Annotated in this window: 13 protein-coding genes; 6 read left to right on the top strand and 7 right to left on the bottom strand. The window is 62.0% G+C overall.

The window, feature by feature from the left end:
- Window positions 1-198: 198 nt before the first annotated feature.
- From F4V58_RS10380 to F4V58_RS10370, 3 genes are read right to left on the bottom strand one after another with little or no spacing between them, the layout of a single operon-like run.
- On the bottom strand, window positions 199-2,670 hold the full coding sequence (locus F4V58_RS10380; RefSeq protein ID WP_075735757.1) for a serine/threonine protein kinase: 2,472 nt from the start codon (window positions 2,668-2,670) through the stop codon (window positions 199-201).
- The gene (locus F4V58_RS10375; RefSeq protein WP_075735755.1) at window positions 2,663-3,682 is read right to left on the bottom strand and encodes a glutamate ABC transporter substrate-binding protein; all 1,020 of its coding nucleotides are present in this window, start codon (window positions 3,680-3,682) and stop codon (window positions 2,663-2,665) included. Before F4V58_RS10375 ends, F4V58_RS10380 begins: the two co-directional genes overlap by 8 nt.
- Window positions 3,682-5,154, bottom strand: a complete 1,473-nt coding sequence (locus F4V58_RS10370; RefSeq protein ID WP_245802987.1) for a hypothetical protein — start codon at window positions 5,152-5,154, stop codon at window positions 3,682-3,684. The genes F4V58_RS10375 and F4V58_RS10370 overlap by 1 nt, the downstream gene beginning before the upstream one ends.
- Window positions 5,155-5,278: 124 nt before the next feature.
- Between F4V58_RS10370 and F4V58_RS10365 the strand changes: the two genes are divergently transcribed.
- The 4 genes from F4V58_RS10365 (at window position 5,279) to F4V58_RS10350 (ending at window position 8,772) form a co-directional block, all read left to right on the top strand.
- Entirely contained in the window at window positions 5,279-5,806 is a 528-nt protein-coding gene (locus tag F4V58_RS10365) for an NUDIX domain-containing protein (protein WP_075735753.1), read from the top strand.
- A 62-nt stretch (window positions 5,807-5,868) separates the two neighbouring features.
- Entirely contained in the window at window positions 5,869-6,858 is a 990-nt protein-coding gene (locus F4V58_RS10360; protein WP_075735751.1) for an ABC transporter ATP-binding protein, read from the top strand.
- Complete coding sequence (locus F4V58_RS10355) at window positions 6,848-7,597, top strand: hypothetical protein (RefSeq protein WP_084559768.1); 750 nt, start codon at window positions 6,848-6,850, stop codon at window positions 7,595-7,597. The genes F4V58_RS10360 and F4V58_RS10355 overlap by 11 nt, the downstream gene beginning before the upstream one ends.
- A complete protein-coding gene (locus F4V58_RS10350; RefSeq protein ID WP_249041146.1) occupies window positions 7,555-8,772 on the top strand; it encodes a multidrug effflux MFS transporter in 1,218 nt (405 codons plus the stop codon). The genes F4V58_RS10355 and F4V58_RS10350 overlap by 43 nt, the downstream gene beginning before the upstream one ends.
- Here the strand turns inward: F4V58_RS10350 and F4V58_RS10345 are convergent.
- Genes F4V58_RS10345 through F4V58_RS10330 form a run of 4 tightly spaced genes read right to left on the bottom strand, consistent with a single transcriptional unit; the run spans window position 8,753 to window position 12,430 of the window.
- The gene (locus F4V58_RS10345; protein ID WP_075735747.1) at window positions 8,753-10,210 is read right to left on the bottom strand and encodes a phospholipase D-like domain-containing protein; all 1,458 of its coding nucleotides are present in this window, start codon (window positions 10,208-10,210) and stop codon (window positions 8,753-8,755) included. The two genes, F4V58_RS10350 and F4V58_RS10345, sit on opposite strands and share 20 nt — an antisense overlap.
- Window positions 10,211-11,002 (bottom strand): exodeoxyribonuclease III, encoded by a 792-nt coding sequence (locus F4V58_RS10340; protein ID WP_075735745.1) that lies wholly within the window; start codon window positions 11,000-11,002, stop codon window positions 10,211-10,213. It lies immediately after the preceding gene.
- A gap of 9 nt (window positions 11,003-11,011) precedes the next feature.
- Window positions 11,012-11,815, bottom strand: a complete 804-nt coding sequence (locus F4V58_RS10335) for a GNAT family N-acetyltransferase, cg3035/Rv0428c family (RefSeq protein WP_075735743.1) — start codon at window positions 11,813-11,815, stop codon at window positions 11,012-11,014.
- Complete coding sequence (locus tag F4V58_RS10330; RefSeq protein ID WP_075735741.1) at window positions 11,816-12,430, bottom strand: peptide deformylase; 615 nt, start codon at window positions 12,428-12,430, stop codon at window positions 11,816-11,818.
- A 16-nt stretch (window positions 12,431-12,446) separates the two neighbouring features.
- Between F4V58_RS10330 and F4V58_RS10325 the strand changes: the two genes are divergently transcribed.
- Both F4V58_RS10325 and F4V58_RS12730 read left to right on the top strand, forming a co-directional pair.
- Complete coding sequence (locus F4V58_RS10325) at window positions 12,447-12,689, top strand: DUF3263 domain-containing protein (protein WP_075736705.1); 243 nt, start codon at window positions 12,447-12,449, stop codon at window positions 12,687-12,689.
- A 27-nt stretch (window positions 12,690-12,716) separates the two neighbouring features.
- The gene (locus F4V58_RS12730; protein ID WP_245802986.1) at window positions 12,717-13,469 is read left to right on the top strand and encodes a LytR C-terminal domain-containing protein; all 753 of its coding nucleotides are present in this window, start codon (window positions 12,717-12,719) and stop codon (window positions 13,467-13,469) included.

The raw sequence follows: 13,469 nt of genomic DNA, 5'->3' as shown, positions 1-13,469 counted from the left end.
TGTTTGTGTTTGCTTCTGGCTCTATACACCTTTAATTATGCCCGATCTGCCCCGATCTTTCCCACTTTTCCGGGTGTGATACTCGTCAGGATCCGCTGGCGGCCCTTAGTCGCAAAAGGGGTGCCGGACACTCGGGTAGCGCCGGCCACTCGGGTAGTGCCGGCTTCCCGGGGTAGCGCCGGCTTCGCGGGCGAGGACCTAGAAAGTGGTAATCGGCCGGACCTGGTTGGCCAGGTCTACCAGCTCATAGCGGTGGCGGCTGAAAGGCGCTTGGCGGGCGAGGGTGCGCAAGGTGTCGGCCAGTCCAGTCTGCAGCCCCCGTTGGGTAAAGGAGTATTCGAAGAGGTCGTTGGGGGAGGCGGCGGCATCAAGCCCTTCGGTGCGCAAGAAGTTGAGCCCGGCGGAAATGACGGCCACCTTGATCTGCAGGAACCGGGGTTCATTCATGGGGACCTCCTCCAAGCGGCGGGCGGCCCGGCGCACGCGTGATTCGGTGAGATCTTGGTTAATGAGCTGCAACACGGTGGTTAGCCGGGCCATCCGGTGATGCCGGGAGGCGTTGGGGACGCGGTCGAGGGTGGCCACGGCTAGCTCAATCTGGCCTTCGGTGCGAAGTTGGCGGGCTAGGCCAAACGCGGAGGACACCGTGGTGGGGTTGGTGTCCCACACCAGGGCGTAGAGGCGCATGGAGTTTATTCTTAACAGCCGGGGGTCGTCAGTAACGTGGTCCCAGAAGCCGGGTTGATCCGCGAATTCCGCGTTGGGAAGGTCCGCCAGGGAGGTTCCGTTGCCGGAGAGTGCGCGGGCCATCTCCGGGTCAAGGAAGCTCGCGTTGTGGTATCCCAGCTGTTGCAAAATAAGCTCGTTGACAGCCGCTATGGCGAGTTTGGGCGCGGCCTCGCCGGGCAGGATGGTCAGTACTTCCACGAAGTGTTCCTGGGCGCTCGCGTAGCGGTCCAGCAGGAGTTCGGCCACGCCGGAGTACCAGTAGAAGCGCCAGTCGTGGCCCAGGCGGTCTTTGATTTTGTCTAGCCAGGATTTGGCCTCCCCGATGAACCCCAGGTCAATCATGGAGCGCACCACGCCGAAGGGTATTTCCGCGGAGGTTTCATACTCCGGGGTGTGCATGGCTTGGCGCAGGGTTTCCAGGGCTTCCTGCGGCTCGGCGTAGGAAAAGCCTTGGAGCAGGGCGGCACCGATGTCGCGGCGGTCCAACAGCGGTGCTGGTAGCGCCGATGCCACCTCGGGGGAGGTTATCCGCACCGTGCGGTCAATCCCGTCAATTAGCTGGTCGGTGCGAAACACCAGGTGTTTGGTGCCAAAGGTGGAACGCGAGGGGGAGAATAGTGAGTGCTGCGCGGGGTGCTGGATGCCGTCTCGTTGAGCTATGACTTCCCGGAGGACGCCGTAGAGTTGGGTGCGCAGTTCCGTGATATTGGCAAAGCGCTGCTTGGGGTCTTTGTGCATGGCGCGTGCGAGCAGGCGGTAGTAGGACAGGTGGGCGCGGAGCCCGGGCTCATCGGTGGGGCTGGGCATGCCCGGAAGGTAGATGTTGTCCTCGTCGCGGGGCAGATTGAGCGTGAGGGCGGCTAGCGTGCGGCCGATGGTGTAAATATCGCTGGCTATGGAGGGACCCTCAGTGGCTACTTCGGGGGCTTGGAAACCCTTGGTGCCGTAGATATAGCCGTAGGCACCGATCCCGGATACCGCGCCCAGGTCGATCAGTTTGACCTGGTCTTCGGTGACAATGATGTTGTCCGGCTTCAGGTCGTTGTAGACAACCTCGCGGGAGTGGAGGTAGTCCAGCGCGGGGAGGATTTCCAGGATGTAGGCAATGGCTATGTCTATGGGCAAAAGCCCGCCTTCTTGGGCGTTACGGCGGGCGCGCAGGGAGGGCCCACCCACGTATTCCATGACGATGAACCCGCCGGGCACGCGGTCGTCGTCCACGAAGTTGAAAATCTTGACGATACCCGGGTGGGTGATGTCTGCCAGAAACTCGCGCTCGGCCTCAGCGGCGGCGGTTTCATCGGCAGATTTGTGGGCCTGCATTCCTTTCAATACCACGATTCGCCCGGAGACAAAGTGGTCGTTGGCCAGGTAAATCCACCCCATGCCGCCGTGGGCGATAACGCCCAAGATTTCGTACTGTCCGCCCACGATATCGCCGGGGCCAAGCTGCGGGCGCGGGGTGGAAAGGCTGCTTTCTGCGGAGACATCCACCAGGGCGTCGTGGGGGTTGTTGGGGGTGACAAAGGGCAGGGAGACCATGCCGTCCGCGACGTTGCGGTCGGTACGGGTGGCTCCGCGCAGGTCCCGGAAGGCCTTGAGCGCGCGCTCCCGGGAGGTCTGTGAGGTTGATTTTGCCGCCGGTTGGTTGCCCACGGCACTGCGCAGCTTGTCCAGCTCTTCGACCAACGCGGCGATGTCGGTGGAGTCCCCGTCTTCGTCATCAGCGAAGGGGTTGAAGCTAACGGCGGAGGTGCCGCCCTCCGTGGGGTCCTCATCGTCGGCAAAGGGGTCAAACTTCACCGCAGAGGTGTGCTCAGCAGAAGAACTGTCATCGGCAAAAGGGTCAAAGGCCACGGCCTCTGTTTGGTCGAGGCGCTGGGAATCGGGCTGGGAATCGGGCTGGGGCTTATCCATGGGCTTATCCATGCGCTTATCCATGCGCTTGTCCTTTCGGCTCGTCCCGGAAGTTCTCTGGTGGAAGGGTTGGGCGCGGTAGGTACTGGCCCAGCCATTCGTCGAAGATGTCATCCCACGTGCCGTCGGAGCGGATCCGCTGCAGGGTGGAATTTACCTGGCGTACTAAACCGTTGTTTCCGGAGGCTACACCCACGGCGTAGAGCTCGGTGGAGAGCTTTTCCCCCACAATCGCGGTGTAGGGGTCTTGGGCTTTCATGCCGGACAGGAGGGCGTCATCGGTGACAATGGCATCCACTTGGCCCAGCTGCAGGGCCATCAGGCAATCGCCCCAGTTGTTGGTTATCAGGATGTCTGCTTCCGGGGCGCGGTCCCTTACCCACTCCACGGAGGTAGAACCCCGGGTAGCGCACGCGGTGCGGCCGGCCATATTATCCAGCGACCTGATTCCGGAGCGGGTCTCCACCAACATGCGGGTGTGCGCCACCATGTACGGCAGGGAGAACTCCAGCTGTTCCTGCCTTTTAGCGGTCACAGTCATGGAACGGATAATAATATCCACGTCCCCCCGTTGAAGCGCCGGAACCCGGCCCGCTGAGGTAACAAACCGGAAGTCTACTTTTCCCGGATCTCCGAAAATGTCCCGGGCTATCTCCCGCGCAATGTCAACCTCGAAGCCCCGCAGATCCCCCGTGACGGTGTCGCGGTAGCTCATCAGGTTATTGGACTGGTCCACGCCCACAATCAGCCGGCCGCGCGCCAAGATGCGTGGCACCCGCTCCGCTGGGGCCTTGTCATCGGGGCGCAGGCTACCACGGAGCTTTTCTGGGGCTATGGTCATTTCCTGCGCGCGGTGGCTTCCGGCCGGTTCCAGGACGGAGCCATACGGTTCCGGCACCCCCCGAGCAGGCTTCGGAGCAGGGGTGTTGAGCTGCGAGGCCAGCGGCGAACCCGTGTCCGGGGGCAGTTGTGCGCAGCCACCGGCGCCCAGAACGGTGGCTAGAAGCAGGGAGAGCAGTCCGTGGCGGGTACTCATTAGAGGTACTCCTGTAGACGCGGCCGGATACCAACCCAGATGGCAAAAATAGCGGCAATCGTTAAGAACCCTACCGCGCCGCCCAGGGCCCGGTTTACCGTCAAGCTGTCATTGATGTAGGTGCGCATGACTTCCCGGGTAGTCGCAATTAGTTGGGTGAGGGAATTGTTTAGCTGGCTAAACGCCGGGGCGGAGGTAGGAATCTCCTCCGGCGGATTAACTGCGGTGGCCTGGTAGATGGCGGCATCGTAATTGCCGGCGGCCAAGTTCTCTACCATCAACCGGTGAGCTACGCTCCACTCCGCGAGCGCGGCGCGAGCGGAGTCCACCGTCTCCTGGTGGCGTGGTTCCTTGTGCTCGGCGTTGGTAAAAGAGTCCAGCGCCTGGTTGACCGCGCTGGCCATCCCGGTAAATTCATCCGACACCGAGTCCGGGGTTTGGCGGTTGACCAACAGCAGTGTTTCCGCAGTACGCGCCTGCTGGGCCGCAATCTGAGAGTTGGTCAGCTGCTCCCACGGCGCGGCCGCGGTATCAAAGCGTTGGCCACCGGAGGCCCACGTGAGTACGTTGGCAATGACCACCCACACCAGGGCAACCAGCATGAGCGCGGTGCCGGTTAAAAACCCACGGTTAAACCGCCGGCGTGTCAGCCGCCACAACCACCACTGGGCTACTAGCAGCAGCCCCACCGCCGCCAGGAAACCGGTGATGGGAATCCACTGCGGCGTGGTGAGCTCGCGTTCCTGCGTGGCCACCTTGGCGCTAGTTAGCTGGAATAGCTCCCCGGCCGCCGGCAGGATGTCATCGCGCATCAGCGCAGAAGCGTTAGTCATGTACGTCACCGCCACCGCATTTCCGGAACGGTGATTAGCGCGCGCCTGTTCCACCATGCCGGTGTACACCGGCAGGCGCCGCTGAATGAGCCCCACCAGCGAACGGATGTGGGTATCGCTTTCATCGGTGCCCAGGACCGCCTGCGTAGCCGCGGCGGCCGCGCGGTCGATGGAGTCGTTGTAAAGCTGCCGTGAGATTTCCGGCGTGTCGCCCGCCTGCACGAACGTTGTGGAGGCCACCGTGTCCGCCAAAGACAAGGAGGTGTAGAGGTTATGCGCCGCGTTGTTCATTGGCTCCGTGGAGCTTAGCAGCACGTCAAGGCGCTCGTGGCGCGCGGAGGAGAAGTTGGCCATGGACAGCCCAGCGGCCGCGATAGTCACGGTCAGCAGCACCATCATGGTGGTCATCTTGCCCGGCGTGGTGGTGATGAAGTTGTAGCCCCTACGCATGAGCCGCGCCGGGCCGGCAAACCACATCAGGGCGCGGTGGGTGGCGCGGTCGAAGATGGGCTGCGCCGGCTCGGATACCTCATCGAGCCACTGGTCCTGGTGGGCGTGCGCGTCCCGGTCCCCCGCAGCGTCTGTTGCAAGATCGCTAGCGTGCGGGGTGGTGCCTGTAGACTGCGCGGGCGTGGTCATTAGTCCAGAATACGTAGTGATGGGCTTTACGCGCTGGGATTTGGCCTAGTTTCCTTGGAGAATTTTAGCTGTTGGGGTGCTTTTCTTCGGGTCTGCGGGGGCGGGGGCGGTTAGAATTGGGGATATGACTGGAAAAGGCACACAGCGCGGCAGCGGAGACGGCTGGGCCAAGGGCCCGGGAGACACCAAGGTCTGGGGTCTGTTTGGGGCGGCTGGTTTGTTCCTGGTGGCGGGCGGGGAGAACCCCCGCGTGCTGCTTCAACACCGCGCCGCGTGGACCAATCTGGGGGACACCTGGGGAATCCCCGGGGGTGCGGTAGACCGGGAGGAAACCGCCGTGGAGGGTGCGTTGCGGGAGACTTTTGAGGAGTGCGGGATTGATCCGCAGGTTCCAGAAGTGCTGACCAGTATGGTGACCGCCGGGCCGTTCCCGGGGGATGACTGGACATATACCACCGTGATCGCGCGCGTGCCGGAGCCGGTTGATACCCAGGCCAATGAGGAATCATACGAGCTGCGTTGGGTGGAGTTATCCCAGCTTAAAGACGTTTTATCCGGGGGTGGTCCGGATGAGGAACTGGTGCTGCTGGAGCCCTTCCGGAAATCTTTGCCCCGGGTCTTGGCGGTGGCGGAAGGCCTCCTGGCGCAATAGTGCTTGGGGCTTTCCCCGTACCAATAAGGTAAGGGCAGGCAAATGCCGGTAGGGTTGTGGGCATGATTGAAGTTGAAGGATTGACTAAGCAGTATGGGGCGGTCCGGGCGGTAGATGACCTAACGTTTGACGTCAAACCCGGATTAGTCACCGGTTTCTTAGGTCCCAACGGCGCGGGTAAATCAACCACCATGCGCATGATTTTGGGCCTAGACAAACCCACTGCGGGCAGGGCTACCATCAATGGCAAACCCTACCGAGATATAAAAAACCCTCTCCATGAGGTAGGTGCGTTGCTGGATGCCAAGGCGGTTCACCCGCACCGCTCTGCGGCCAACCATCTGAAGTGGATGGCGCAGTCCAACGGGATTGCCCCCTCCCGGGTGGATGAGGTCTTGGGGCTGGTAGGGCTTTCCGATGTCGCCGGTAAGAAGGCCGGCGGCTTTTCCCTGGGCATGGGCCAGCGCTTGGGACTAGCGTCTGCGTTGCTGGGGGATCCCGGTGTCCTGATTTTGGATGAGCCCGTCAACGGCCTGGACCCTGAGGGCATCTATTGGGTGCGCTCGCTGGTGCGCGCCTTGGCGGCAGAGGGCCGCAGTGTGCTGATTTCTTCCCACCTGCTCTCCGAGATGGCGTTGACCGCCGACCACCTGGTGGTTATCGGCCGCGGCAAGTTAGTGGCCAACCAGTCCACTAAGGACTTTGTGGCTGCGAACTCCGGATCGCACGTTATCGTGCGTTCGGATTACCTAGACACCCTGGCGGAGTCGCTTACGGCCGAGGGCCTGGACTTTGACCGCGCCACGGACGACGAAGGCCGCCCAACCCTGGTCATCAACGACCAAGAGGTGGATTACGTGGGCAAGCTTGCTTTCTCCCTGGGCGTTCCGCTCAACGAGCTCACCGTCAAGCGGGCTTCCTTGGAGGAGGCCTTCATGGGCCTGACGGGGGACTCGGTGGAATACTCAGCCGGTACTTTGCCCTCCGGAGCCGCTGGTGCTGGCACCATCGCTCCGCAACCACAAGCGCAGGAGGACAACAATGTTGTTTAATACCTTTAAATCCGAATTCACCAAATTGCGTACCACCAGGTCTTTCTGGATGACCTCCGCGTTGATGGTGCTGCTTTCTTGTATGTTCCCCGCCTTTAACGCGGCGTGGGCTTCCGGCCCGGTCCTAGACACCACCGTGGTCGCCGGGCTGCAGGTGATGGGCTACGCCTTGATTCTCATTCAAGCAATCATGGTGGTGACCACCGAGTACCGCTATAACGTGCAGATGCCGCTGTATATGGCCCAGCCCTCACGCCTCACGGTGGCAGTGGTGAAATTTGTGCTCTACGCATTGATTGCCGCTTTCTTGACGATGGTTGCCTTAGCGCTTTCGATTGCCATTACCAAGATTTTCTACGACCCCCAGTACGCGGATATCTACAAGCCGTGGGAGACTGAAATTGGACGGCGCCTGATGTGGAAGCTTCCGCTGGGCGCGGTGCTGGTGGTTCTCTTTGGGCAGGGCCTGGGCTGGATTGTGCGCCAAACCGCCGGTGCGGTGTCCATTGGCCTCATCTTCCTGCTAGGTATTGACCAGCTGGTGCAGCTCATTCCTAAAATTGGCCCGAAGTTGATTTACTACTCCCCATTTGGTGGCCTGCAGAACTGGATTTCTGAACGGTCCCTTCCGGACGCCCCGTGGGGTGAGGGTATCGCCATGTATGGCGTAGTCTTCCTGGTTTGGGGTCTGGTGCTGTGGGGTATCGGCGTAGCGCTGCTGGTGGTACGCGACGCTTGATCCCTGTTCCACTCCTTGCTGTATTGGCGCTGTTGTCCGCAACGGCGCCTTTTGCGACTGATATGTACTTGCCGGTGTTGCCCGCGATTGGTGGGCAGTTCGGTGCCAGTCCCGCGTTGGTACAACTCACGCTCACCGGCTTTTTCTTAGGTATGGGCGTAGGCCAGCTGTTGGTAGGGCCGCTTTCCGACGTCTGGGGAAGAAAGCGCCTGCTAGTGGTGGCAGCGGGTGTGGCGCTGGTGGCATCGGTGGGGGCTGCTACCGCGCCCGGAATTCTAATCCTGATAGCGGCACGCACCCTCCAGGGCCTAGGCGGCGGCGCCTGCGTGGTGTTGGCTCGGGCCATCGTGTCCGACCTTGCCACCGGCAACGCTGCGGCTAGGGCTTACTCCCTTCTCATGGCCATCGGCGCGTTAGCCCCGGCAATCGCACCGATAATTGGCGGCTTCTTGGCCGAACCCATTGGGTGGCGCGGCATCTACTGGGCGCTAGTAGGCCTGCACGCGGTGCAGCTGTTGCTGGCGGTGGCAGTGGTTCCGGCCACGGGCGGCCACAGCGCCGGCGGGCAGCGGCTTGCGGGCCAGGTGGCCGCCAACTACTTGGCGGTGGCGCGGACCCGGGAGTTCTGGGGCTTCGCGGCGGCCACGGCCTTCGGCTTCGGCGCGCTGTTTTGCTACATCGCGGCCTCCCCTTTTGTTATCCAACACTCCTTCGGGTTTAGCCCCCGCGCCTACTCCTTCATTTTTGCCGCCAACGCGCTGGGATTGGTACTAGCCGCCCTGACTAACTCCTGGGCCGTGAACCGGGTGGGTGCAGTTGCCATGCTGCGGGTGGGCGTGGCGGCGCAGTTCCTGGCCGCCGCCGTCTTGCTGGGCGCAGCGGCGTTGAACGCGCCCGTCCCGGTGCAGCTGCTGTGCCTATTTTTCTGCGTGGGTCCCACGGGGCTAATCCTGGGCAACTCCACTGCCTTGGCAACGGGGTTGCTGCGCACGCGCGCCGGGGCCGCCAGCGCGCTGCTGGGCTTTGTGCAATCCCTGGCCGCCGGTGCTGTTTCCCCCTTGGTGGGCCTGGGACACAACCCGCCGGTGGATATGGCGGCGGGCATGGTGGCGTGCAGCCTGCTTGCGGTAGCGGGGGCGTGGGCTGCTACAGCCGCTATTGCAAGGCGGAGGTAAGGCGCATGACGTTGTCTATGTAGCGCCTAAACGGCCCGCGCTGGCTCCATTCATCCAGCGTGAGTTCGTGGCATACCACTTGGTAATTGTTGGCCAGTTGGTTTAGCTCCGCGATGAGGTTGCCCTCCGCCACCAGCAGCGTGGATTCGTAGTTGAGTCCAAAAGAGCGCATGTCCATGTTGGAGGAGCCGAACATGCTCATTGGTTCGCTGCCATCAGGATCCGCCAAAAGGAACTTGGAGTGCAGCACGAACGGGGCGGGAAACAGCCAAATTTTAACGCCGGCTTCCAGCAGCGTTTGGTAGTAGGAGGACTGCGCGTGCCCCACCATGAACTGGTCGGCTTTTTCTGACACGAACAGCTCCACGGTCACTCCGCGGTAACAGGCGGTGGTGACGGCTTCTAGCATGGATTCGTCCGGCACAAAGTAGGGAGAGACCATGACTAGGTGTTTCTTGGCGTGGTGGATAAGTGAGTTGTACATCCGGAGGTTGGGCTCCGCTTTGTATCCCGGGCCGGAGGGGATGAGCTGTAAGTAGTTGGCGGACGGGGTGAACTGGGGCAGCGGCTGGGGGTGTTCAAAGTCTAGAACTTCGTCGGACTCTAGGTACCAGTCCACAGCGAAGAGCACCTCCAAGGAGGTGACTATGGGCCCGGATAGCTCCACCATGTAGTCCACCCACATCCGGGTGGAGGTGTTGTAGCGCCGCGAAATCATGTTCATTGACCCCAGGAACCCGCGTTTGCCGTCGATGACCACCAGCTTGCGGTGGTTGCGCAGGTCCGGCCTGCGGAAGCGGAATTTGTGCAGCTGTAGTGGCATGGTCAAGCGCCAGTCCACGCCGATGCCGCTGAGCCGGCGCCCCAGACCGAAGTAGCCAGGGTATTTCAGGCTTCCGATTTGGTCCAAAAGCAGCTTCACCTTCACCCCGCGCTGCCGGGCGCGCTCCAGAGCGCGGTAGAAGGGTTCTGTGTCCTCGTCCCAGCTCTGGATGTAGATTTCGATGTAGACGTAGTCTTGCGCTTGGTCAACCGCGCGGGCAATCGCTTGGATAATCTGGGCGTAGTCTGTGTGGAGGCCCTCGTTCTTGCCTTCCACGGCGGGAAATCCGGTGAGCCGGCGGTTGAGTCGGATGACGGACTCTACCTCGGAAGGCAGGGTGCAGGAGGGGTGATCGGGGATATCTTTTTGGACATCATCAATCATCTCCCGCGCTTGGGCCTGCAGGCGGTGGCGCCGGCGGTTGATGTAGGGGGATCCCATGAGCAGAAACAGTGGCAGGCCCACGAATGGCACCAAGAGGATGGCTAGTAGCCAGGCGGTAGAGCTGGACGGCCGGCGGCCTTCGGGGACAAAGCCAATCGCAAAGATTTTGATGGAGTAGTCCACCAGTAGGCCTATGGCCTGCAGCGTGGATAGCTCTACGTTCCAGTCCATCTACCGCACCGAGTCAAAGTCTGGGAGATCCAGCTGGGTGAGAAGCGGCACATGGTCGGAGGTTTTCTCCCCGGCGCGCTCTTCCATGTCCACGAAGGTCTTGGTGGCCTTGAGCTGCTCGGAGACTAGCAGGAAGTCAATTTTCATCCCCAGGCCGCGCTGGTACCGAGCCCCCTTGTAGTCGAAGTAGGTATAAGGCTCCGGGTGCTCAAGCGGGCGAAGCCCGGCCTCGAGGAGCCGCTGGAAGGCCGCGCGCTCGGGTTCGGAGACGTGAGTCTTGCCCCTGAATACCTCAATGTCCCACACATCGGTGTCCTCCGGGGCAATGTTGAAGTCCCCGCCCAGCAGCAGTTTGCCACGGGAGCGTTGCTCCACGTAGCGCGCCAGCTGGTAGTAGAACTGCAGTTTGTAGTTGTAATGGGGGTCGGTGAGTTCGCGGCCGTTGGGAATGTAGAGGCTCCAGATTTCCACGCCCCGGATGGTAGCGCCGATGGCGCGCGCTTCCCGGTCTTGGCTCTTGGCGGGGTCCTTGGCAAATCCCGGTTGGTTGGGGAAGTGGGTGCGGACATCTTCTGGTTCCTCTTTGGATAAGATGGCCACGCCGTTCCATTGGTTTAGCCCGTGACAGGCCACGTGGTAGCCGGCGTCGCGGAAGATATCCACGGGGAACTTGTCATCGGCAACTTTGGTTTCTTGCAGGCACAACACGTCTAGGTCGTGCCGTTGGGCCAAGTCCACGGCGCGTTGGGCGCGCGTGCGGACGGAGTTGATGTTCCAGGTGCCAATACGCATGGTTTAAGGCTACCGCGAGTTTGGCATTGTTGCGTAGCGGTAGCGGTGGTGTTCGCTAAAACCGGGCAGGGTTAAGCCGCGTGCAAACGCACCCGTGGCCCCGCGGGATTGCGCCCACGCTAGTGTCGCGGTGAGCTCTGACTGAGTGGGGTGAGAAGAAACTTCCAGCCAGAGTTTACCGGCGCCGTCTTCGCCCAGCCGCCCGCCGCTGCTGTCGCCGGAGGTGCTGTGGGTGCCGCTGCTGTCCCTGCTCCCTGAACTCGTGCCCGGCTGCCCGGATGATTGCCCGTCTAGCTTGCAGGCCACCAGGATTTCCTCCGGCCCAAGCTCCCAGCCGGTATCAAGAAATTTCTCTGCGGCGCGCCCCAGGCGTTCGGGAAGCAGTAAGCGCACCGGTAGGCCCGCCGCGCGGAAGAAGTCGGTTATCTCGGCCAGCGGTGGCGGTGCGAAGGCGGCAGACCGCCCCAAAGGGATGGCGCAGGGATCCGCACCGGCGCGCATAAACCACTGGGAATCGGCGCTCCACGCCTGTGGGTGGGCGGGGTTGGCCCGGGCAGACGCGACCTCAATCGCACGGATATCGGAGTTGCGCACCATCCGCGGGCTCAAGCGCTTGATTATCTGGATATCTTCAGCGGGAATTTCAATGGCGTCCAACGCGGAGGGGTATCCACCCACCTCCTGGGGGCGTACCACCAGGGGGTCTAGGGAGAGCACATGCCCGATGACATCGGAAGTGACCTCCCCGTAGCGGCGCCGGACCACTACGCGTTCGCCGGCCGAGGGGGCATCGGAGCGGAAGATGCTGCTCATTTAGTCTTCGTGGCCAAAGGGGTCTTCGCCTTCGCCCGGCATCCAGCACAACCCGGGTTCCGTCCAGCCGTTGGCCTTAATGTCTTTGCGGGCCTGGCGCTTGTAGCGGCCGGTGAGCACGTCGGTGTACAAGAAACCGTCCAGGTGACCTACTTCGTGCTGAAGCATGCGGGCGAAGAAGCCGTAGCCCTCAATGTCCACGTCATTGCCGTGTTCATCTTTGCCCGTTACCCGTGCCCAGTCCGCGCGGCCGGTGGGGTAGCCCAGGCCGGGCACGGACAGGCAGCCCTCGTCATCTGAGCCGTCATCAAGCGGCATGGTGGTGGGAATTTCGGAGGTCTCCAGAACGGGGTTGATAACGCAGCCGGTGCGCATACCACCGCCTTCTTTTTCGGTGCCTTCCGGGCCATCCACGTCGGGGCAGTGGTAGACAAACAGGCGCAGTCCCACGCCTACCTGGTTGGCAGCCAGGCCCACGCCGTGGGCTACTTCCATGGTTTCGTACATGTCCGCGATGAGCGTTTGGAGCTCAGCGGAGTCAATTGGGTCAGTTACGGGTGCGGTGGGGTTATGCAACACGGGGTCACCGTGGATAACAACGGGGCGAATAGTCATGGTTTACAGTTTAGGCATGGACAAGCTCTCCGATCTAGACGCCGCCCTTTTAGACTTTGAATCACGGGCCCCGCGCTCGGTGGGCGCGAAGGAAAAAGCTATCCGGGAGAACTTTGATCTGTCTCCAGTGCGCTACCATCAGCGGCTCAATGAGCTGCTTGATGACCCGGCCGCGTTGGCTGCTCAACCTGTTTTGGTGGGTCGGTTGCGGCGGGTGCGGGAAAGGCGCGATATCGCTCGGCGCGCCGCGCGGGAATAGCCTTCCCCTCCCGCTATTGTTACCCGTGTGACTGATGTGAATTATAACGATGAAATGACCCCCGAAGCTGCCCCGGCAATCCCGGCGAGCTCTAAATCCCGTGGAAGCGCACTGCCGTTGCGGGGCGTGGCCATGGTTCTCATAGCCGTGGCAATCATGCTTGGGCTGTGGGCTCTTTATTCCCTCACCCAAAGCGATGACAAAGATGGGGCCAACAGCGCCCATCCTGCGGCTACCTCGGCTCCTGGGGTGACCTTCCAGCCGGCCCCGGCCGCTTCGCACAACCCTGGCAGCCCAGCGGCCCCTGCTAACCCGGCTGATCCTGCTAACCCGGCCGACCCTGCTAACCCGGCCGCCCCAGCCAATCCGGCTGATCCTGCTAACCCAGCCAATCCGGCTGATCCTGCTAACCCAGGCGCGCCGGCGGCACCACAAGACGGGTCCGCAGGGGCCAACGCGGAAGGCGCGCCGGCGGCACCACAACCAGCCCCAGGGGCAAACGTGAATATAAAAGCGGTCAATGTTTTGAACAATTCCACCGTTCAAGGCTGGGCTGCGGACACCTCCCGCAAGCTGGAACAAAGCGGCTACCAGGTGCCTGAGGTAGGCAATTTCAATGACCAGATTCTGCCCACTACCACGGTGTTCTTCCCGGCTGGTAACGCCGCTGCGGAGCAAGAGGCCCGGAAGCTGGCTACCCAGTTTGGCGGCATCGCCCGCGAGAACATCCCTAGCCTGCCCGCCTCCCCTGGACTAACAATAGTTCTGGCTGGCCAGTAA

The organism is Corynebacterium phocae (assembly GCF_008693075.1).
GTDB classification, from domain to species: Bacteria; Actinomycetota; Actinomycetes; order Mycobacteriales; family Mycobacteriaceae; genus Corynebacterium; species Corynebacterium phocae.
Note: the sequence above shows the minus strand (reverse complement) of the source record. Positions and strands in the feature narration are given on the sequence as shown.

Bases quoted from the DNA above. Each gene is read 5' to 3' on its own strand.
- F4V58_RS10380 (WP_075735757.1), bottom strand. From the start codon at position 2,670: ATGGATAAGCGCATGGATAAGCCCATGGATAAGCCCCAGCCCGATTCC.
- F4V58_RS10375 (WP_075735755.1), bottom strand. From the start codon at position 3,682: ATGAGTACCCGCCACGGACTGCTCTCCCTGCTTCTAGCCACCGTTCTG.
- F4V58_RS10370 (WP_245802987.1), bottom strand. From the start codon at position 5,154: ATGACCACGCCCGCGCAGTCTACAGGCACCACCCCGCACGCTAGCGAT.
- F4V58_RS10365 (WP_075735753.1), top strand. From the start codon at position 5,279: ATGACTGGAAAAGGCACACAGCGCGGCAGCGGAGACGGCTGGGCCAAG.
- F4V58_RS10360 (WP_075735751.1), top strand. From the start codon at position 5,869: ATGATTGAAGTTGAAGGATTGACTAAGCAGTATGGGGCGGTCCGGGCG.
- F4V58_RS10355 (WP_084559768.1), top strand. From the start codon at position 6,848: ATGTTGTTTAATACCTTTAAATCCGAATTCACCAAATTGCGTACCACC.
- F4V58_RS10345 (WP_075735747.1), bottom strand. From the start codon at position 10,210: ATGGACTGGAACGTAGAGCTATCCACGCTGCAGGCCATAGGCCTACTG.
- F4V58_RS10340 (WP_075735745.1), bottom strand. From the start codon at position 11,002: ATGCGTATTGGCACCTGGAACATCAACTCCGTCCGCACGCGCGCCCAA.
- F4V58_RS10335 (WP_075735743.1), bottom strand. From the start codon at position 11,815: ATGAGCAGCATCTTCCGCTCCGATGCCCCCTCGGCCGGCGAACGCGTA.
- F4V58_RS10330 (WP_075735741.1), bottom strand. From the start codon at position 12,430: ATGACTATTCGCCCCGTTGTTATCCACGGTGACCCCGTGTTGCATAAC.
- F4V58_RS10325 (WP_075736705.1), top strand. From the start codon at position 12,447: ATGGACAAGCTCTCCGATCTAGACGCCGCCCTTTTAGACTTTGAATCA.